17 protein-coding genes are annotated in these 18,699 nt (G+C 71.5%); 8 read left to right on the forward strand and 9 right to left on the reverse strand.

The window, feature by feature from the left end; translation table 11 throughout:
• Window positions 1-38 precede the first annotated feature (38 nt).
• Both PSH03_RS08600 and PSH03_RS08605 read left to right on the forward strand, forming a co-directional pair.
• A complete protein-coding gene (locus PSH03_RS08600; RefSeq protein ID WP_247669103.1) occupies window positions 39-506 on the forward strand; it encodes a ribonuclease domain-containing protein in 468 nt (155 codons plus the stop codon).
• Window positions 507-585: 79 nt separating this feature from the next.
• Complete coding sequence (locus PSH03_RS08605) at window positions 586-951, forward strand: barstar family protein (RefSeq protein WP_210782355.1); 366 nt, start codon at window positions 586-588, stop codon at window positions 949-951.
• Window positions 952-1,028: 77 nt separating this feature from the next.
• Here the strand turns inward: PSH03_RS08605 and PSH03_RS08610 are convergent, their stop codons facing one another.
• From PSH03_RS08610 to PSH03_RS08645, 8 genes are all read right to left on the reverse strand, one after another.
• Window positions 1,029-2,522, reverse strand: coding sequence for an FAD-binding oxidoreductase (locus tag PSH03_RS08610; RefSeq protein ID WP_238688788.1), 1,494 nt, complete (start codon window positions 2,520-2,522; stop codon window positions 1,029-1,031).
• Between the two features lie 150 nt (window positions 2,523-2,672).
• Complete coding sequence (locus PSH03_RS08615; RefSeq protein ID WP_210782359.1) at window positions 2,673-3,398, reverse strand: HD domain-containing protein; 726 nt, start codon at window positions 3,396-3,398, stop codon at window positions 2,673-2,675.
• 82 nt (window positions 3,399-3,480) lie between these two features.
• Window positions 3,481-4,836 carry a pectate lyase family protein gene (locus PSH03_RS08620; RefSeq protein WP_238688789.1) on the reverse strand — a complete coding sequence of 452 codons (1,356 nt, stop codon included), beginning with the start codon at window positions 4,834-4,836 and terminating at the stop codon, window positions 3,481-3,483.
• A gap of 52 nt (window positions 4,837-4,888) precedes the next feature.
• On the reverse strand, window positions 4,889-6,103 hold the full coding sequence (locus tag PSH03_RS08625; protein ID WP_238688790.1) for a Gfo/Idh/MocA family protein: 1,215 nt from the start codon (window positions 6,101-6,103) through the stop codon (window positions 4,889-4,891).
• On the reverse strand, window positions 6,093-7,586 hold the full coding sequence (locus tag PSH03_RS08630) for a mannitol dehydrogenase family protein (RefSeq protein ID WP_210782362.1): 1,494 nt from the start codon (window positions 7,584-7,586) through the stop codon (window positions 6,093-6,095). The genes PSH03_RS08625 and PSH03_RS08630 overlap by 11 nt, the downstream gene beginning before the upstream one ends.
• Complete coding sequence (locus tag PSH03_RS08635; RefSeq protein ID WP_238688791.1) at window positions 7,577-8,881, reverse strand: enolase C-terminal domain-like protein; 1,305 nt, start codon at window positions 8,879-8,881, stop codon at window positions 7,577-7,579. Before PSH03_RS08635 ends, PSH03_RS08630 begins: the two co-directional genes overlap by 10 nt.
• Window positions 8,878-10,311, reverse strand: coding sequence for a glucuronate isomerase (uxaC, locus tag PSH03_RS08640; RefSeq protein ID WP_238688792.1), 1,434 nt, complete (start codon window positions 10,309-10,311; stop codon window positions 8,878-8,880). Before uxaC ends, PSH03_RS08635 begins: the two co-directional genes overlap by 4 nt.
• 25 nt (window positions 10,312-10,336) lie before the next feature.
• Window positions 10,337-11,665, reverse strand: coding sequence for a Gfo/Idh/MocA family protein (locus tag PSH03_RS08645; RefSeq protein WP_238688793.1), 1,329 nt, complete (start codon window positions 11,663-11,665; stop codon window positions 10,337-10,339).
• Window positions 11,666-11,901: 236 nt separating this feature from the next.
• Here PSH03_RS08645 and PSH03_RS08650 point away from each other — a divergent pair, with 236 nt between their 5' ends.
• From PSH03_RS08650 to PSH03_RS08675, 6 genes are read left to right on the forward strand one after another with little or no spacing between them, the layout of a single operon-like run.
• The gene (locus tag PSH03_RS08650; protein ID WP_238688794.1) at window positions 11,902-13,032 is read left to right on the forward strand and encodes a LacI family DNA-binding transcriptional regulator; all 1,131 of its coding nucleotides are present in this window, start codon (window positions 11,902-11,904) and stop codon (window positions 13,030-13,032) included.
• Between the two features lie 19 nt (window positions 13,033-13,051).
• Window positions 13,052-14,401, forward strand: a complete 1,350-nt coding sequence (locus PSH03_RS08655) for an ABC transporter substrate-binding protein (protein ID WP_238688795.1) — start codon at window positions 13,052-13,054, stop codon at window positions 14,399-14,401.
• A gap of 31 nt (window positions 14,402-14,432) precedes the next feature.
• Entirely contained in the window at window positions 14,433-15,416 is a 984-nt protein-coding gene (locus tag PSH03_RS08660; protein WP_238688796.1) for a carbohydrate ABC transporter permease, read from the forward strand.
• Window positions 15,416-16,303, forward strand: a complete 888-nt coding sequence (locus PSH03_RS08665; protein ID WP_238688819.1) for a carbohydrate ABC transporter permease — start codon at window positions 15,416-15,418, stop codon at window positions 16,301-16,303. The genes PSH03_RS08660 and PSH03_RS08665 overlap by 1 nt, the downstream gene beginning before the upstream one ends.
• Complete coding sequence (locus PSH03_RS08670; RefSeq protein ID WP_238688797.1) at window positions 16,287-16,988, forward strand: hypothetical protein; 702 nt, start codon at window positions 16,287-16,289, stop codon at window positions 16,986-16,988. The genes PSH03_RS08665 and PSH03_RS08670 overlap by 17 nt, the downstream gene beginning before the upstream one ends.
• Window positions 16,985-17,845 (forward strand): DUF6807 domain-containing protein, encoded by an 861-nt coding sequence (locus PSH03_RS08675; RefSeq protein ID WP_238688798.1) that lies wholly within the window; start codon window positions 16,985-16,987, stop codon window positions 17,843-17,845. The genes PSH03_RS08670 and PSH03_RS08675 overlap by 4 nt, the downstream gene beginning before the upstream one ends.
• 51 nt (window positions 17,846-17,896) lie before the next feature.
• Here PSH03_RS08675 and PSH03_RS08680 read toward each other — a convergent pair whose 3' ends face one another.
• Window positions 17,897-18,679, reverse strand: coding sequence for a hypothetical protein (locus PSH03_RS08680; protein WP_210787181.1), 783 nt, complete (start codon window positions 18,677-18,679; stop codon window positions 17,897-17,899).
• Window positions 18,680-18,699 lie beyond the last annotated feature (20 nt).

Below are 18,699 nucleotides of genomic sequence, written 5' to 3' on the forward strand. Positions count from 1 at the left end.
TGGGTCCGGTCCAACAATCACGCGGATCGATGGATCGGATGGTCTGGAGGCAGCCTGTGTCCACCCTCGTGTCCCCGCTGGCCACGCTCGGCGCGATCCGCCGGCGTACCACCGCCCTCGCCCTGCTCCTCGCCATGGTCGCCGCCGCGCTGGTCGGCCCGTCCGTGGTCTCCCCTCGGTCGACCGACCCGGCCTTCGCGGCGGTCTACAGCTCCTGCACCATGAGCCGCTGCGCGGACGCCCGCACCGCCCGTTCGGGCTGGTCCGCCAAGGCGTTCCCGACCAGCCGAGGCTGGTACTCCTGGAGCGGCGGGAAGTCCAACTTCGCCGGCGGCCGGTTCTACAACTACGAGGGTCAACTGCCCGCCAACGCCACCTACTACGAGTACGACGTCTACCCGCGCACCCAGGGCGCCGCCCGGGACGCGTACCGGATCGTGGTGAACCGCAGCACCGGGGTCACCTGGTTCTCGCCCAACCACTACACCGACTTCTACCGGCTCTGACCGACCTGGGGGCCGGCCGGCCGCGGTCGGCCGGCCCCGCCGCGGGTCGTCGCCCCCGGACAGATTCAGGAGGAACGTGATGGTCGACGAGCACGCGGGTCGGGTGCCCGATTGGCTGATCGTCCGCCACGGCGGCGGCCTCGACGTGCCCGGCGCGGTGGTGCTGGCCGGAGCGATGACGCGGACCAGGGCCGACTTGTTCGCCGCGCTCGCCGCCGTACTGGCCCTGCCGGCGTACCTGGGGGACACCTGGGACTCCCTCTCCGACGTGCTCCGGGACCGGCTCGACGCCGGCCCGCTCACAGTGCTGATCACCGACGCCGGCCAACTGCTCGTCGATGAGCGCTCCGATCAGCGCGGTCTGCTGCTCGCCGTGCTCGGCGACCTCGCCACCAGCGCCCCGCACCCGTTGCGCATCGTCCTCGACGAGGCCGCGCCGTCCTGACCGGTGAATCGAACCCGCCGTCGGTGGCGGTGCCCGGCGGTGCGGGTCGGTGTCACCCGCACCGCCGGTCGTCCGGGTCAGTGCGTCGCGGGCGGGATGCTCTGCTCGTACTGGAAGACGTTGTGCGGGTCGTACTTGGCCTTGATCTTGCGCAGCCGGGGGAAGTTGCGCCCCCAGTAGGCCTTCTCCCACTCGGCCATGCCGATGTTCGGCACGTTGACGTAGGCGCCGTCCACGTAGGGCCGCAGCGCCTGGCTGAACTCGGCGATCCAGGTCTGGGCGATCGGGGTGATGGCATCGTCGCTGTCGGGTTCGCCGCGTTTGCCCCAGCCCGCGCCGGGCTCCGAGTAGAAGAGCGCGTCGCGGTGCGGGAACGCCGAGCCGCCAAAGGGCTCCTGCCGTTGCGCCCCCCGGCCGAAGGCCTGGGTGAAGAAGTTGCTGTCGGGCGAGGGCGCCTTCTCCATGAACTCACGGACGATGCTGACCGCCTTCTCCGGAAACGGCTCGCGGGTGAACTGGGAGAAGAACTTCCATTTCGCCGGGTCGTCCTCGTTCGGGGTCTGGAAGCCGGCGTAGACGTCGCCCCAGTTGCCGGTCTGCACCGTGACAGTGGGGTTGCCGATCGACAGGATCGGCGCCAGCAGCTTCCTGGCCTCCGCCTCGGATCCGTCCGCCAGCACCGCGAAGAACAGGATCTCGGTCGGGTGGACCTCGAGCTGGCTGCCGAGACGCGGGTCGGTGAAGGGTGCGACGCGCTGCCAGGTGTCGAAGACCTCGTGCAGGTCGCCGAGACCGGGCCAGGTCACCTGCAGGTACGCGACGCTGGTGACCGGAGCGACCTTGTAGGTCAGGGAGGTGACGATCCCGAAGTTGCCGTTGCCCGCTCCGCGCAGCGCCCAGAGCAGGTCCGGGTAGTTCCACGGGTCCACCTCGAGCACCTTCGCCCCGTCGGCGCCCGCCGCCACGACGATCTCCGCGCCGATCAGGTTGTCGCAGGCCATCCCGAGGTAGCGGGTGAGGAAGCCCAAGCCGCCGCCGAGGGTGGCGCCGGAGAGGCCCACGGTCCCCTCCGTGCCGGTCGTCGCCGCGAGGTCGTGCTCCCCGAGGGCGGTCACGGCCTCCGACTGGGTGAGCCCCGCGCCGACCTTCGCCGTGCGGGTGGCGGTGTCGATGTGGACGTCCTTCAGCTCGCTGACGTCGATCACGATGCCGTTGTCGACGTTCGACCAGCCCTCCAGGTTGTGCCGGCCACTGCGTACCCGCAGCGCGACGTCGTGCTGCCGCGCCCAGGTGAGCGCGTTGACCACGTCCTGGGTCTCCTGAGCGAAGACGATGACCAGCGGGTAGTGCACGAACAGCTCGTCCCAGCCGAGGCTGGCCTCCGCGTAGTTGGGGCTCTGCGGGCGGACGATCCGGCCGGTCAGCTGTGCCGGCGGGAACTTCGTGTCGGAAGCCCACCCGGGACCGTCGGCCGCGACCGCCGAGCTGCCGGCGATCACGCTCGGGATAGCGACCGCTCCGGCGCCGACGGCGGTAGCCCTAAGCAGATCACGACGGGAAAGGTCGCGCATCGTCCAAATCCTCTCGATTGGTGACACGCCCGAAAGATGAACCGAGAGGGGCCTTTCCTCTCATCTGGCGCAAACCAACCGTAATGCCCGCGGCTTCCTGGCAGATCCGAGAACTTGTCACGGAACCCGGTCGGGTGATCCGGGAACGGATCAGTTCGGGGCGGGCTGGTCCAGGATGGCGCTGAACCGCTCCTCGGCAAGGTCCAGCTGGCCGAAGATGTGCCGCTTCACAGCAGGCGACAACGGGGTGTCCGGCCGGCCGATCAGGTCCCGGAACAGCGGCACCAGCGGCCGGTACTTCCGGGCCGACGAGATCACCTTCGGCCCGACCGTGTGGATTACGCCCACCCCGTTGTCGGTGAAGTCCGACACCTTGATCACCCGGGCCCAGGGCTCCCGGTCCAGGCTGACCGCCAGATGCTCCCGGTACTGCGCGTTGCGGTCCCGGTCGGGGTCGTACACCGGATTGGTGACAGCGGCGACCAGGGTGGCCACCCGTTGCCCGAACCGCGCGGCGAGCGCGGCCAGCGCGGCCCCGGTCGGGTCGGCGCCCGGATCGCCGTCGGCCAGCTCGACCGGATGGTCCTCCACCGCGTCGTGCAGCAGACCGGCGACGATCACGTCCACGTCCCGCACCTGGTAGTGGTGCATCAGCCTGATCGCCACCCGCAGCAGGTGGTTCAGGTACGGCTCACGGACGCGTCGATCGTCGCGGTGCAGTTCGGCGGCGAGGTCGAGCGCGGCGGTCAACCGCGCCCGGGCGGCGTCGTCGAACTGCTGGACCTCCAACCGGAAACGTTCCAGCAGGCCCGGTTCGCCGTGGATCTCGGTGATCGCGTGCATCGGCATGCTGCCCAGGTGCGGCGGGAAGTCCATGCGTCACTTATAGCCGATCTTCACCACATCGATGAGCCCGTACGTCGCCGACCCGACCGCGAGTCGCGGGCGCGCCGAGCCGTCAGACGGGCAGCCGGTCGGCGCCGGCGAGCAGGCCCACCAGGAGGGGGACCAACGGCGCCGGCAGCACGGGGTCGCGGCGCAGGGTCGGCGTCCAGCCCGCGTCCGCGGCCACGTCGGGGTCATGCGTCGCGTTGTACGCCCCCAGCAGGTCGACCGGTCGGGCCGCCCCGCCGCCCTGGCGGACCCAGGAGCCTCGCTCGGTCACCGCAGTGCCGCCCCAGTCGTAGAGCAGGTCCGCCGGGTCGACCGCCGCGTCCAGTGTGAAGAAGTTGCTCTGCGCGTAGATCGCCGACTGGACACCGACGCCGAGCGCGTACTGGAAGTCCTCCCCACCGAGTCGGTAGTGGTTGTTGTAGACGTCGACCTGACCGAAACGCACCCGGGGCAGCCGTTGCAGGACGCCGTCGAAAAGGTTGTGGTGCAGTGTGACATTCAGCCGGCTCACATCCGGGCCGACGGTGTTGGACGAGCCGATCAACAACAGCTTGTCCCGACCCGTGAAGCGGTTCCAGGAGGCGGTGACCAGGCTGGCGGTGTGTGTGACGTCCAGCGACCCGTCGTGCACCTGGTACGGCCGACCGAAGTACACCGGCTGGGCGCTGTCCGGGTTGTCGCCGTCGGTGAAGGTGTTGTGGTCGACCCAGACGTTCTCGCTGCGGCGTACCGAGATCTGGTCGTACTGGCTGTTCCAGTTGCCGGCCTCACCGTCGGTCGGCGACCAGGCGGGGAAGCAGTCCCGGGCGTCGACGAGGGTCAGATTGCGCACGATGACGTTCGACGCCCGGTCGATCATGAGGGTGAGCCCGGTCAGTCGAGCGCCGCGCAGCCCGACGATAGTGGTGTTCGGTCCGACGTTGATCTGGGTCTGCCGGGTCTGGTTGGCCACCGAGCGCACCCGAGCCTCCTCCAGCGGCCCGCTCGGCGGCACCCGCCCCCACACCGCCGGGTCGTACGCGGCCAGGTAGGCGTCCAACCGGTAGGCCGGGTCGGCCAGGTCGGCGCAGCTCAGCGGCGTACCGCCGGGGCCTTCGAAGCCGTCGACGGCGCCGTCGACGTAGATGAGCTTCGGGGTGGCGTCGGCGGCGTTGCCGGCGTTGTCGCCGCCCAGCGCGGCGACCAGCCCCGCCCGGTCGTGGACCACCCGGGTCCGTTCGGGGGTGGCCGCCGAGCCGCCCGTGGTGCCGGGGCCGTCGGCCGCCCAACCGTCCCGCTCGGGCAGCGTCTGCCGGCCGAGGCGGTCGGCCAACCAGGAGAGCCGGTCGGCGGACGGGACGTCCGGGCGGGCAGCGGCGGCGGCCGGGGTGGCGCCGAGGAGAAGGGCGACCACTGTGGCGCCGCCGAGGATTCTGCGCATCGACTCACTCCATTCGTTTGTGGTGGAGGTCCGTCCCAGGTGGTGCCTGTCGCTATCCGGCCAGCTCGGCGCGGTACGCGCCGGACGCCCACGGCACCCCCAGTTCGCTCGGCAACGCCCCCCGATCGGCGGCCCGGCGCAACACGTCGACGACGCCCCGCAGGTGGCGGACCCGCTCCCCGCCCTCGCCGAGGGTGGTCACCAGTTCGCCGTCGAGCAGCCGGGGCTCCGGCGCCGGCCGCAACGCGTCCAGCAGCGCCGTGAACGGCGCGGTACGGGCCAGCGGTGCGATCAGTGGCACGCCCACCGGGTCGACCCGGTGGGCGAGCAGGTTCTCCAGCAGCCCCAGCCGCCCCGGCACCCGGCGGGTCACCACGTCCCCGGGCAGGCGCAGCCGGTCGGTCGGGTACTCCAGCACCGCCTGCCCCGCCGTACCGGTCACCACCACCTCGCCCGCCACGAACTCCTCGGCGGCCAGGGTCACCGCCACCAGCACCGGCGGCCCGGCGCGGAACCGGACCCGCAGCACTGCGGTGTCCTCCACCTCGATCGGTCGGACCCGGTAGCGCTCCACCTCGATCGCCACCGGCCACGGTGTCGCCCCGGCGAGCGCCTCGGCGATAGCCAGGCACTGCATGACCGCGTGCGCGAGCGGGTTGACGAGCGCGCCGTCCAGCACCGGCCGGCCGTCCACACTCCGTCGACCGGCCCAGGGGGAGCGGGCGTAGTAGGCGTCCGGCCGTTGCCAGGCGGCGATGGTGGAGATGCCGGTGACAGTGCCCAACCGGCCGGCGGCCAGCGCGTCGGTCAGCGCGGTGAGGGCCGCCGAACCGAGCGCCTGGAAGCCGACCTGGGCCACCCGACCGGCGGCGGTGAGGGCCCAGGTCAACTCCTCGTGCTCGGCCAACGACAGCACCGGCGGCTTCTCCAGCAGCAGGTCCGCGCCGGTGGCCAGGGCGTCGCGGGCGATCGCCAGGTGGGTGTGCGGCGGCGTGCAGATCACCACCACCTCCGGTCGGGTGGCGGCGAGCATCGCCCGGTGGTCGGTGAACACCGCCACCCCGGGCGGCACCGGTGCGGCCGGGTCGTCCTCCACCGGTCGGACGTCGACCAGGGCGACCAACCGCAGCCGACCGGCGGCGTGCAGGGGCGCGATAACCCGCCGGTGCCAGCGACCGTGCCCGTTCGCCCCAATCACCGCCACCCGTGGCGGTGGGGTTGCCCCGCTCACCGCCGACCGGTCCGGGTGGACCCGGTCACCGGGCACCGGCCAGGGTGGCCTCGACGCCGTGCCGCTCCAAGGCGGTCAGCCAGGCGATCACGTCGGCGCGGACCTCGTCGTCCTCGGCCACCTCCATCGGGATGACGTCGCGCAGCCCGAAGACCGCGTCGACAGCGCCCGCAGGGCTCTGCGCCCCGGCGTCCAGCGCGGCCCGGATCGGCCCGGCCAGTGGGTCCTGGAACGGCAACGGCCGGCCGTCGTCGGCGTACCCCAGCGCGAAGCGCAACCAGGACGCCACGACCAGCGCGCCCCAGCGCGCGGACCGCCCGGTCGCGCGCAGGTCGGCGATGGTGTGCAGGACGCGCTGCGGAAGCTTCTGGGAGCCGTCGATCGCCACCTGGAGGGTGCGGTGGTGGATCGCCGGGTTACCGAACCGGGCGAGGGCCTGCTCGCCGTAGTCGACCACCAGCACCCCGTCCGGTGGAGTGAAGCTGGCCGCCACGTCCTCGGCGATCAGCCGGCGCAGCACGTCACGCAGGTGCGGGATCTCCAACGCGTCGGCGATCGTCTCCCGACCGGCCAACGCTCCGAGGTACGCGATGGCGGAGTGCACCCCGTTGAGGGCACGCAGCTTCAACCGCTCCCACGGGCCGGCGTCGTCGGTGAGCACCGCCCCGGCGAACTCCCAGCCGGGCCGACCGCCGGGGAAGTCGTCCTCGATCACCCACTGCGCGTACGGCTCGGCGGCCACCGCGGCCAGGTCGGTCACGCCGAGCGCCAGCCGGGCCGCCTCGATCGTCTCCGGGGTGCTGGCCGGCACGATCCGGTCCACCATGGTGCCCGGGCAGGTGACGTTGCCGGCCACCCACTCGACCAGCCCGGCGGGCACCCCGCCGGCCCGGCCGACCGCCTGGTCGAGCATGCCGCGCAGTCGTCGACCGTTGGCCGGCAGGTTGTCGCAGCTCACCAGGGCCACCGGCCCGGCGTCCGCGGCGGCCCGGGCGGCCAGCCCGCGCAGCAGCAGCCCCGGCACCGTGGTCGGCGCCGCGCCGCCGGCCAGGTCCGCGGCGAGCGCCGAGTCCGGGGACAGTCGGCCGGTCACCGGGTCGAGTTGGTACGCCTTCTCGGTGACGGTCAGGGTCACCACGCGGATCGCCGGGTCGGCGAGCAACGCCACCACGGCGTCCGGGTCGCTGGGCGCGTGCCGGACACCGCTGAGGGCGCCCACCACCCGGGTGGAGCTGCCGGCCGCGGAGAGGGCGCTGACGCTGAACAGGTTGTCCTGCGCGGCGATCGCCTCCACCACTGCGGTGCTGCGCGGGGCGACGGCCACGATGCCCCAGTCACCCCCGGCCGCGCCGACCGCCGCCTCGGTGAAGACGGCCTGGTGGGCGCGGTGGAACGCGCCCAACCCCAGGTGTACGACGCCGGTCGGCACGGTGCCCGGCCGGATCAGCGGGCGGGCGTCGGCGGGCAGCCGGCGCAGCATGCCCATGCCGAGCCGGGAGGCCCCGACGGTCACCGCCATGCCGGACCGTCCGGGAAGCGGAACTCGGCGATCGACGCGGACTTCATGGTGGCGCTGTAACCAGGCCGTTCGGGCAGCAGGTAGCGGCCACCGCGGGTCCGCACCGGGTCGACGAAGTGTTCGTGCAGATGGTCGACGTACTCGATCATCCGACCGTCCAGACCGGTGCCCACCCGCAGGTAGTCGAAGATCGCCAGGTGCTGGACGTACTCGCAGAGGCCCACGCCGCCGGCGTGCGGGCAGACCGGCACGCCGAACTTCGCCGCCAGCAGCAGCTCGGCCAGGACCTCGTTGACGCCGCCGACCCGGCAGGCGTCGACCTGCATCACCCCGATCGCCTCGGCCTGGAGCAACTGCTTGAAGATCACTCGGTTGGCGGCCACCTCACCGGTGGCCACCCGGCAGCGGCCGGCGGTCAACTCGGTCACCGCGCGGGCGATCCGGGCGTGCCCGAGGATGTCGTCGGCGTGGGTGGGCTCCTCGATCCAGTACGGGTCCACCTCGGCCAGCGCCTCCATCGCGGTGATCGCCTCGTCGACGTCCCAGACCTGGTTGGCGTCCATCATCAACAGCGCGTTCGGGCCGATCTCCTCCCGGATGATCCGGGCCCGCCGCAGATCGTCGGCGAGCGGACCGCCGACCTTCATCTTCATCGCCCGCCAGCCGTCGGCGTACGCCTGCCGGGTCAGCGCCCGCACCTTGTCGTCGGGATAGCCGAGCCACCCGACCGAGGTGGTGTACGAAGGAAAACCGTCACGTTCGAGCGTCGCCAACCGGTCGGCCAACCCGTCGCGTCCCTTGTCGAGGATGGCGGCTGCCTCGTCCGGGGTGAGCGCGTCGGTGATGTGCTTGAAGTCGACGCTGGCCACGAGGTCGTCGGTGGGCAGGTCGGCGAGGAAACGCCACATCGGCTTGCCGGCCAGGGTGGCCCGCAGGTCCCACACCGCGTTGACCAGCGCGCCGGTCGCCATGTGGATGACGCCCTTCTCCGGGCCCAGCCAGCGCAGCTGCACGTCGGCGCTGAGCGAGCGCCAGAACGCCACCGGCTCGGCGGTGATCTCCTCGATGGTGCGGCCCTGGACGTGGTGGGCCAGGGCACGCACCGCCGCGCAGGTGATCTCGTTGCCGCGACCGTTGGTGAAGGTGAACCCGGCGCCGGTCGGGCCGGCGTCGGTGCCCAGCTCCACGTACGTCGCCGAGTAGTCACCCCGGTTGATCGCATCGGAGCCGTCGCCCCGGGCGGCGGTGGGGAACCGCACGTCGTGCACCTCGACGGAGGTGATGGTGACGGTCATTGAGCCTGTCCTCCGAAGTTGAAGACCCGCTTGGGCAGCCGGTACGCCAGGTCGACGATGGTCTCGGCGGCCTCGTCCATCGGTAGCCGGTGCTCGGCGACGAGCCGGGCCAGGAAGCCGGCGTCCACCCGGCGGGCCACGTCGTGGCGTACCGGAAGGGAACAGAACGCCCGGGTGTCGTCGACGAACCCGGTGGTGTTGTAGAAGCCGGCGCTCTCGGTCACCGTCTCCCGGAACCGGCGCAGCACCTCCGGGGAGTCCAGGAACCACCAGGGCGCGCCGAGCAGCAACGCGGCGTACCCGCCCGCGAGGGGCGCCAGCTCGCGGGTGAAGGTGTCCTCGTCGAGGGTGTAGAGCACCAGTCGCAGCCGGGGGTCGTTGCCGTAGCGTTCCAGCAGCGGGGCGAGCGCGTGCACGTACTCGGTGGCCTGCGGGATGTCGCCGCCGACGTCGCGGCCGTGCCGGGCGTGCAACCACCGGTTGTGGTTGCGCACCGCGCCGGGGTGCAGCTGCATGACCAGGCCGTCGTCGAGCGACATCCGGGCGAACTCCACGAGCATGTGCGCCCGGAACGCCTCCGCGTCGGCGGCGTCGGCCTCGCCGCGCCGGCCCCGGTCGTACAGCCGCTCGGCCTCGGCCGGCGTCAGGTCCAGGGTGCGCGCGGTGGGGTGGCCGTGGTCGGAGGAGGTGGCGCCGGCGGCGATGAACGCGGCGCGCCGGGCCCGCAGCGCCGCCAGGTAGCCGGCGTACGTGCCGGTGTCCTCACCGGCCCGGTCGCCGAGACGGTCCACGTTTGCCGACCAGCCCTCGAACTCCATGTCCACCACGTCGTCCGGGCGGAACGTGGTGACCACCCGGCCGCCCGGCCCACCCCACCCGTCGGCGGCGAGCTTGGCGTGCTGCGCGAGGTCGTCCAACGGCGACTCGGTGGTGGCGAGGACCTCGATGTTGAACCGCTCGAACAGCGCCCGGGGCCGGAAGTCCGGCTCGGCGAGCCGGGCCGCGATCTCGTCGTAGAGGGCGTCGGCGGTGTTCGGGCGAAGCGGGGTGTGCACCCCGAACACGGTGCGGAAGGTCTGCTCCAGCCAGAGTCGCGACGGGGTGCCCCGGAACAGGTGCCAGTGCGCGGCGAAGCGTCGCCAGATCACCCGGCCGTCGGTCTCCACCGGGCTGCCGTCGCGGGTGGGCACCCCCAGATCCGACGGGGGTACGCCCTGACTGAGCAGCATCCGGGTCAGGTAGTGGTCGGGCACGATGAGCAACTGCGCCGGGTCCGGGAAGGGGCGGTCCTCGGCGAGCAGGGCCGGGTCGACGTGCCCGTGCGGCGAGATGATGGGCTGCTCCGCCGCCAGGGCGTACAGCTCCCGGGCCAGCGCGCGCAGGCCCGGCTCGGGCGGCAGGAGCAGGTCGGTGTGGTCGAACGTGGGCACGGAGTGGGGCTCCTCGTCTCCTGTGTCAGCGGGGGGTGAGCAGGTCGGCGACGCGGACGGGTTGGCCGGTCTCGAAGGACCGGTTGGCGGCCAGACCGGTGAGCAGTGCCAACGCGCCGTCGTCGGCGGTCGCGGCGCGGCCCAACGGGTCGGGTTGACCGCCGAGGAGCACCCCGGTCATCCGGGCGTCCGCGCCGCCGTGCCCGTGCCGACTACGACCCTCCACCGGGATCTGCCGGGGCGGGGCCCAGAACGGGCGCAGGGTAAGCGTCGCACCACCGCCCTCGGCCGGCGCCTCGGCGCCGTGCAGGGCGGCGCCCTTGACCGCGCCGGCGGTGCCCCGGTCGACGAAGTCGTTCTCTGCCACGTCCAGCTCCAGTCGGCCGCGGCTGCCGTTGACCATCACCCGGTAGCCCTCCCAGGGCGCGTACGCGGTGAGGTGGTAGGTCATGGTGGCGCCGGTGGAGTAGCGGGCCAGCACCGCCATGTCGTCCTCGATGCTCACCCCGGGGGCGAAGACGTTGCGGTCGCGCTGGTAGCCGTCCTCGGCCTCGGCGTCGAGGTACAACTCGCGCAGCCGGGGGTGCGCGTCCAGCCGCAGTGCGAACGGGTCGTCGGCGGCGGCGGGGGAGCCGTGTGCCCGGTCGTAGTCGCGGGCGTAACCGTGCCGGCGACCGTCCTCGCCGTAGAAGAAGAGTCGGCCGGCGGCGTACACCTCGACGGGCGTGGCGGCCAGCCACCAGTTGACCAGGTCGAAGTGGTGGCTGGCCTTGTGCACCATCAGCCCGCCGGAGGTGGCCTTGTCGCGGTGCCAGCGGCGGAAGTAGTCGGCGCCGTGGCGGACGTCGAGCAACCACTCGAAGTGCACCGAGCCGATCTCGCCGACCGCGCCCTCGGCGAGCAGCCGGCGAACCTGTTCGTGCAGCGGGTTGTAGCGGTAGTTGAAGGCGACAGTCACCCGCCCACCGGTCTCGGTGACAGTGTTTAGGATCCGCCGGCAGCGGGCCACGTCCACTGTCATCGGTTTCTCGGTGACGACCTCCCGGCCGGCGCGCAGCGCGGCCACCACGTACTCGTCGTGGGTGACGTCCACGCTGGTGACCAGGACGACGTCGACGCGCTCGGAGTCCAGCATTGCCTTGAAGTCGCCGGCCGGGTACGTGGGCACCGGGCGGTGGCCCAACTCGCCCAGCCAGCGGTTGTGGGCGTCCATTCGGGCCTGGTTGACGTCGGCGAAGGCGACCAGCTCGGTGGTGTCGGCGTGGTCGAGCACCAGCGCCCGGACGAACATCTCGGCCCGCGCGCCGGTGCCCACGACGGCGTACCGGGCTCGCCCGGCGGCTCTCGGTGACATGCGGTCGCCTCCCGTGGTGCTGCAAAGGTTTGCAATGAAGTAATCACGATCGATCCGTTCGCGTCAACGACGACAGCGGGATCGGCGTCATTTGTCAGCGTTTGAGAGGCCACAGGTCACCAAGGGGAGTGTGGGTGCAACGAAGCCGTAATCATTGACCGTTGACACTGGCGCAACCGTTTGCATTAATGGGCCACACCTGCGTGACCGCCACCACATCGGACGAAGGGGCCGCCGTGCCAGTCACCATCCGGGACGTCGCCCGGGCGTCCGGTGTGCACATCTCCACCGTGTCGCGCACCTTCTCCGCTCCACACCTGGTCAACCCCGAGACCCGGGTCCGGGTGCTGGCCTGCGCGGAGGATCTGGGCTATCGGCCCAACCGCGCCGCCCGGGCCCTGATCACCGGGAGGACGCACAACATCGGGCTGATCATCGCGGATATCGCGAACCCGTTCTTCCCGCCGCTGATCAAGGCGGCGGAGAGTCAGGCCCGGCACCGCGACTACCACGTCTTCGTGGCCGACACCAACGAGGACCCGACCGCCGAGGAAGAGTTGGTCCACGCGCTGGCCAAGCAGGTGGACGGGGTGCTGCTGTGCAGCCCTCGGATGAGCAACAGCCTGATCGAGCAGCTCAGCCGCGAGGTGCCACTGGTCGTGGTGAACCGCCAGGTGACCGGCCTGCCCTGCGTGCTGATGGACGTCGGGCAGGGCGCCCGCTCGGCGATCGAGCACCTGGTCGGCCTGGGGCACCGCAGCATCGCCCTGCTCGGTGGCCCGCGCAGTTCGTGGACCAACCGGGAGATGCGCCGTGCCGCCGGGGCGGCCGCCCGAGCCGGTGGCGCGGAGCTGACCATGCTCGGCCCCAACGCGCCCACCGAGGTCGGCGGCTCCGCCGTCGCCGAGCAGGTGCGACGCAGTGGCGTGTCGGCAGTGCTCGCCTACAACGACCTGATGGCGATCGGCCTCATCGAGGGGCTGGACGCGCTCGGGGTCCGGGTGCCGCAGGAGGTGAGCGTCGTCGGGGTCGACGACATCACCCTGAGCCGGCTGACCCGCCCCAAACTGACGACGGTGGCCACACCCACCGGGGCCGCCGGCCGGACGGCCGTCGACATGCTGCTGCAACAGGACATCGAGTCACCGCGCGGTGCGCGGGGGTCCGGTGCCGGCACGGCGCTCGGCGTCCGTCGTACCACCGCACAGGTAATGCTCCAGACCGACCTGGTCATCCGCGACTCGACCGGCCCGGGCCCGTACGCCCGACCGGCACGTCCCCTGGCCGCACCACGTGGCCCGGGCCCGCATTGCCCTGCGGACCCGGGCATCCCGACTGCTGCCACCGGTGACGCCGTCGCCTCCTAATGCCGAGGAGTGAGCGCACATGCACCCCGCAACGCCCCCCACCACTGACGCGCCCGTCGGGCGCGCCCACCGTACCCCTCTGCCTCGGCGGCGCCTGCTACGTGGCCTGCTCGCCGTGACAGTCGCCGCACCGCTGATGTTCGGCGCCGCCGCCTGCGGAGACGACGACGGCGGCGCCGCCGACCCGAACGCGCCGGTCAAGCTCTCCATCTTCTGGTGGGGCGGCGACGCCCGGGCCAAACTGACCGAGGACGCCCTGGCTCTCTACACCAAGAAGCATCCGAACGTGACGTTCGAGAAGACCTGGCAGGCCAACCAGGGCTACTTCGACAAGCTGGCCACCCTCACCGCCGGCGGCAACCCGCCGGACCTGTTCCAGATCGACGACAACTACCTGGCCGAGTACGCGGCCCGCAACACCACGCTCGACCTGACCTCGTATCAGGAGTCCGGAAAACTGGACACCTCCAAGTTCCCCGAGAGCCTCTGGCAGTACGGCGTGGTCGACGGCAAGCTCGCCGGTCTGGCCGCCGGGGAGAACACCCAGGGCCTGGTCTACAACAAGACGCTGTTGACCACTAACGACCTGCCCGAGCCGACCACCGGAATGTCGTGGGAGGAGCACATCGCCTGGGCCGAGCAGGTCACCGCCAAGACCAAGGTGCCTGGCACGCAGGACCCGAGCGCCGACTACAAGGCGTTCTGGGTCTGGCTGCGCCAACAGGGCAAGGACCTCTACCAGGGCAAGGAGCTGGGCTTCGCCGCCGAGGACGTGACCAAGTGGTTCGACCTGTGGAAGGGCGCCCGGGACCGCAAGGCCACCCCGAGCGCCGACGTCATCCACGAGGGCAACTCCAGCGACGTCACCAAGCAGCTGGTGGTCACCGGCAAGTCGGCGACCTCCTGGGTCTGGGCCAACCAGATGCCGGACCTGAAGAAGAACACCAAGGACGAGCTGGGCGTGATCGCCTACCCCGGTGATCCGAGCGCGCAGTGGGCCCGTGCCTCGATGTACTGGTCGGTGTTCAAGGGCAGCAAGAACAAGGACGTCGCGGTCGACGTGATCAACTTCCTGAACAACGACCAGGAGGCGGTCAAGCTGCTCGGCACCGACCGCGGTCTGCCGTCCAACCTGGACCTGCGTCGCGTGGTCAGCGACGACACCACCGACCCGGCCATGAAGCAGTCCATCGCCGTCGAGGCGGAGCTGACCCAGAAGTTCGGCAAGTCACCGCAGGTGCCCATCAAGGGCCACAGCAAGGTGAAGTCCGAGCTGATCAAGGCCGCCGAGAACGCGCAGTACGGCCGGGCCACCCCCGCCGAGGCCGCCGCCCAGTTCATCGAGGCGTGCAAGTCCGCCATCGCCTGACCGCGCCGCGAGGCGAGGAGAGGAGCTGTTCGTGGCGTTGACCACGGCACCCGACCCGACCCGACGCGGCCCCGGATCCGACCGGGCCCACGCTGAGAGGCGTGGGCCCGGACGCTTCCGGCACAGCGAAGGTCTGGCGGGGTACGTCTTCCTGTCGCCGTGGCTCATCGGCCTGATGGGTGTCACGGCGATCCCCATGCTGCTGTCGCTCTATTTGAGCTTCACCAACTACGACATCCTCACCCCCTTCTCCGAGGTGGAGTGGGTGGGGCTGGCCAACTACGAACGCATGTTCACCGCCGACCCGTCGTACTGGCACGCGGTGCGGGTCACCCTGACCTTCGCGCTGATCGCCGTACCGCTGAAGCTGGCCGCGGCGCTCGGCGTGGCGCTGCTGCTCAACCGCGCCTGGCGCGGCGTCGGGCTGTTCCGCGGGCTGTTCTACCTGCCGTCCCTGCTCGGCGGCAGCGTCGCGCTGGCCATCGTCTGGGTCAACATGTTCAACCGCGACGGCGCGTTCAACTCGCTGCTGAGCCTCTTCGGCATCACCGGCAAACCGTGGGTCAACGACCCCGACTGGGCCCTCGAAACACTGATGGTGCTGGCCATCTGGCAGTTCGGCGCACCGATGGTGATCTTCCTGGCCGGGCTCAAGCAGGTGCCCACCGAGCTGTACGAGGCCGCGTCGGTCGACGGGGCCGGCCAGTTCCGCCAGTTCCGCAACGTCACCCTGCCGATGCTCTCCCCGGTCATCTTCTTCAACCTGGTGTTGGAGACCATCAACGGCTTCCAGGGCTTCACCGCCGCGTTCGTGCTCAGCAACGGCACCGGTGGCCCGGTCGACTCCACCCTCATGTACACGCTGAACCTCTACATCACCGGCTTCACCGACCTCAACATGGGCTACGCCTCGGCGATGGCCTGGGTGTTCCTGCTCGCCATCGCGGTCATCACCGCGATCTTCTTCAGCACCGGACGGTTCTGGGTGCACTACTCCGACGGGGAGGACCGGTGATGGTGACGGTGACCCCGACGACCCCAGCGCCGCCGAACGCGCGTCGACGACCCGGCGGACGGCCCGTGCTGCGGCTGCTGATCCTGGTGGCGATCGTCGCCGTGGTGCTCTACCCGCTGATCTGGATGGTGGGCACCTCGCTGAAGTCCCAGGAGGAGATCGTCAACAACGTCGGGCTGCTGCCCGAGCGTTTCACCCCTGGCAACTACACCGCCGGGTGGTCCAACTTCGACGTCAGCTTCGGCCGGTTCTTCCTCAACAGCGCCATGGTCAGCCTGCTCACCGTCATCGGCAACGGGCTCTCCTGCCTGCTGGCCGCGTACGCCTTCGCCCGGCTGCGGTTCCGGCTGCGCGGCATGTGGTTCGCCGTCATGATCGGCACGCTGCTGCTGCCCCAGCACGTGCTGATCGTTCCGCAGTACATCCTGTTCCGCACGCTCGGGCTGGTCGGCGGTGACTGGCCGTACCTGCCGCTGCTCATTCCGCAGTTCCTGGCCACCGAGGCGTTCTTCGTCTTCCTCATGGTGCAGTTCATGCGGGGCGTCCCCCGGGAGCTGGACGAGGCGGCCCGCATCGACGGCGCCGGTCCGTTCGGCATCTTCCGGCACATCATCCTGCCGCTGAGCCGCCCGGCGCTGGTCACCACGGCGATCTTCTCGTTCATCTGGACCTGGAACGACTTCTTCCGCCAGTTGGTCTTCCTGTCCCAACTGGAGGACTACACAGTTCCGGTCGCGCTGACGCTGTTCATCGACTCGACCAGCCAGAGCGCGGTCGGCCCGATGTTCGCCATGTCGGTGCTGTCGCTGCTGCCGGTCTTCCTGTTCTTCGTCGCGTTCCAGCGGATGCTCGTCGAGGGGATCAACACCAGTGGCATCAAGGGCTGAACCTCCGGACCCCGGCGGGCGGCGGGACTGGCGCGACGTCGCTCGCGACGCCGCCGACCTGGCACTGCTGGGCATCCTGCTGACCCTCGCGGCGGTGCCCCTGCTCACCGCCGCCGCGGCGGCGGGCACGGCCAGCGCGGCGGTGCACGACTGGACGCGTACCGGCAGTTGGCCGTCGGCGCGCACGACAGTGCGCCGGTTCGGCCGTGCGGTGCTGCCCGGTGTGCCGGTCAGCCTGCTCGCGCTCGCCGGCGGGGCGCTGCTCGCCGCCGACCTGGCGGCGCTGGCCACCGGCCGGGTGCCGGGCGGCCCGGCCGCGCTGCTCGTGACGGCGCTGATCGCTGCCGGCCTGGCCGGGTACGCCGGGCTGGTCGTCGTCGAGGTGGGCGGCAACGGGGGCGGGCGGTGGCGGGCCTCGGCCCGCTCCGCCGCCCGCGCCTGCCTCGACGCGCCCACCCGCTGGGCGGCGCTCACCGGGGTCGTCGCGCTGGCCGGGCTGCTCACCGTCCTGGTCACCCCGGTCGCGGTGCCGATCCTCGCCGGCTACACGGTGGCCGCCCTGCACGCCGTCACCGTCCGCCGGCCGGTCCCGGTCGCCGTCGTCGGCGGCCGGGAGAGACCAGCCGACTCCCACGCCCGCCGACCGGTCTCGGTCGCCGTCGCCGGACGTCGGGAGCTGCCGTGAGCGGGGAGCCGGTGCGGCTGACGGCCGGGGCCACGGAGGTGGCCGAGTACGTGCTCGACCCGGCGCTGGACGCGCGGCACGGGCCCCGACCGTACCTGCACCCGGTACGCACGCTCGGCGGAACGGTGGTCACCGACGCGCTCCCCGCCGACCACGTGTGGCACCTCGGCGCGTCCCTCGCTGTGCAGGACGTCGACGGCAGCAACCTCTGGGGCGGGCGCACCTACGTCCGCGACGTCGGCTACACCTGGCGCGACGACCACGGTGTCATCACGCACACCGGCGAGGTCGAACGGTCCGCGGGCCGGTACGCGCACGACCTCCAGTGGCGCGACCGGGCCGGCGGGGTCCTGCTGACCGAGCGGAGGTGGCTCGCCGCGTCGGTGGTCGCGCCGGACGCCTGGCGACTCGACCTGGAGTCCGTTCTCGTCGCCCCGGACGACCGGGAGATCCGGCTGGGCAGCCCGGCCACCAACGGCCGCCCGGGCGGGGCCGGCTACGGCGGGTTCTTCTGGCGGGCCGTCGCCGACGGCGAACCGGCGGTGTTCACCGCCGACGCGGCCGGGGAGGAGACGGTCAACGGCAGTGCGGCGCCGTGGCTCGCGCTGACCGGCGCCGGGTCGGCCGGCGGGGCGTACACACTGGTCTTCGCGGGCCTCGGCCGCGACGACCGGTGGTTCGTGCGGACCGGGATGTATCCGGGGGTCTGTGTGGCGTTCGCGTTCGACCGCCCGGCGGTGGTGCCGGCCGGTGGGAGCCGGCACGGCCGGTACCAGGTGTGGGTGGCCGACGGGACCCTCGACCGGGACGCGGTGGCGGCCCTGGTCGCGACGGTGGCCCCGACCCACGCAGGTTGACCATGAAGTTGTTGCCACTCCGCCCGGCGTGTCACGGCAACAACTTCATGATCAACGGGGCGAGGGGCGGGTGGTGGGGGCGCGGGTTGGTAGGGCGGCGGTTACTCGGACGGCTTTGACGATCGCCGGGATGGAGCCGATCAGCAGCACCAGCCCCCAGATGATCGCGATGATCGCGAAGACCAGCGCCGCCACGTCGTCGACGATGCTGACCAGGATCACCGGCACCAGGTTGTGCAGGAACTCCAGCACGACAGTGCACAGCAGGGTGGTGAGGATCAGCAGGACGAGGCCCTTGTTCTGCAGGAAGCGCGGCTGGGCCAGCACCAGCATCCCGGCCCACACCAGCTTGAGCAGCAGCACCAGCCCGAGCAGCACCGCCGCCTCGCCGACCGGGAAGAACCCCCACAGCGCCAGGTACGCCAGGGTGCCGAACGGGACGGCCAGGAACAGCGACACCATGATGGACAGCTCCACGAAGGCGACGACCAGCGCGACCAGCCCGACGATGATGAGGATGATCGAGAAGATCAGGCTGGCGACGCCCTGCACCCGACCCTGGACGCGCTCGGGCAGCAGCAGGCCCAGGCAGAACAGCCCGGTGCTCCAGACCGCCACCGCGTCGATCAGCGCCAGGTAGCCGGTGCCCCGGCCGGACGGTTCGCTGACCCCGGACACGTCGTCGATCTCCACGTCCAGCCCGCCGGCGCTGTCGGCGAGGGCCGCACCGGCGTCGGCGCCGCCGAGCAGCAGCCCGGCGCCGAGCTCCACCCCGATCGCCAGGACGATGGCGAGCATCGCCATCAGCAGGAACGGCTTGCGCAGGTCACCCACGGCGGCACCCTCCACTCGGT

Origin of the sequence: Micromonospora salmantinae, from assembly GCF_022230905.1 — a bacterium.
GTDB classification, from domain to species: Bacteria; Actinomycetota; Actinomycetes; order Mycobacteriales; family Micromonosporaceae; genus Micromonospora; species Micromonospora salmantinae.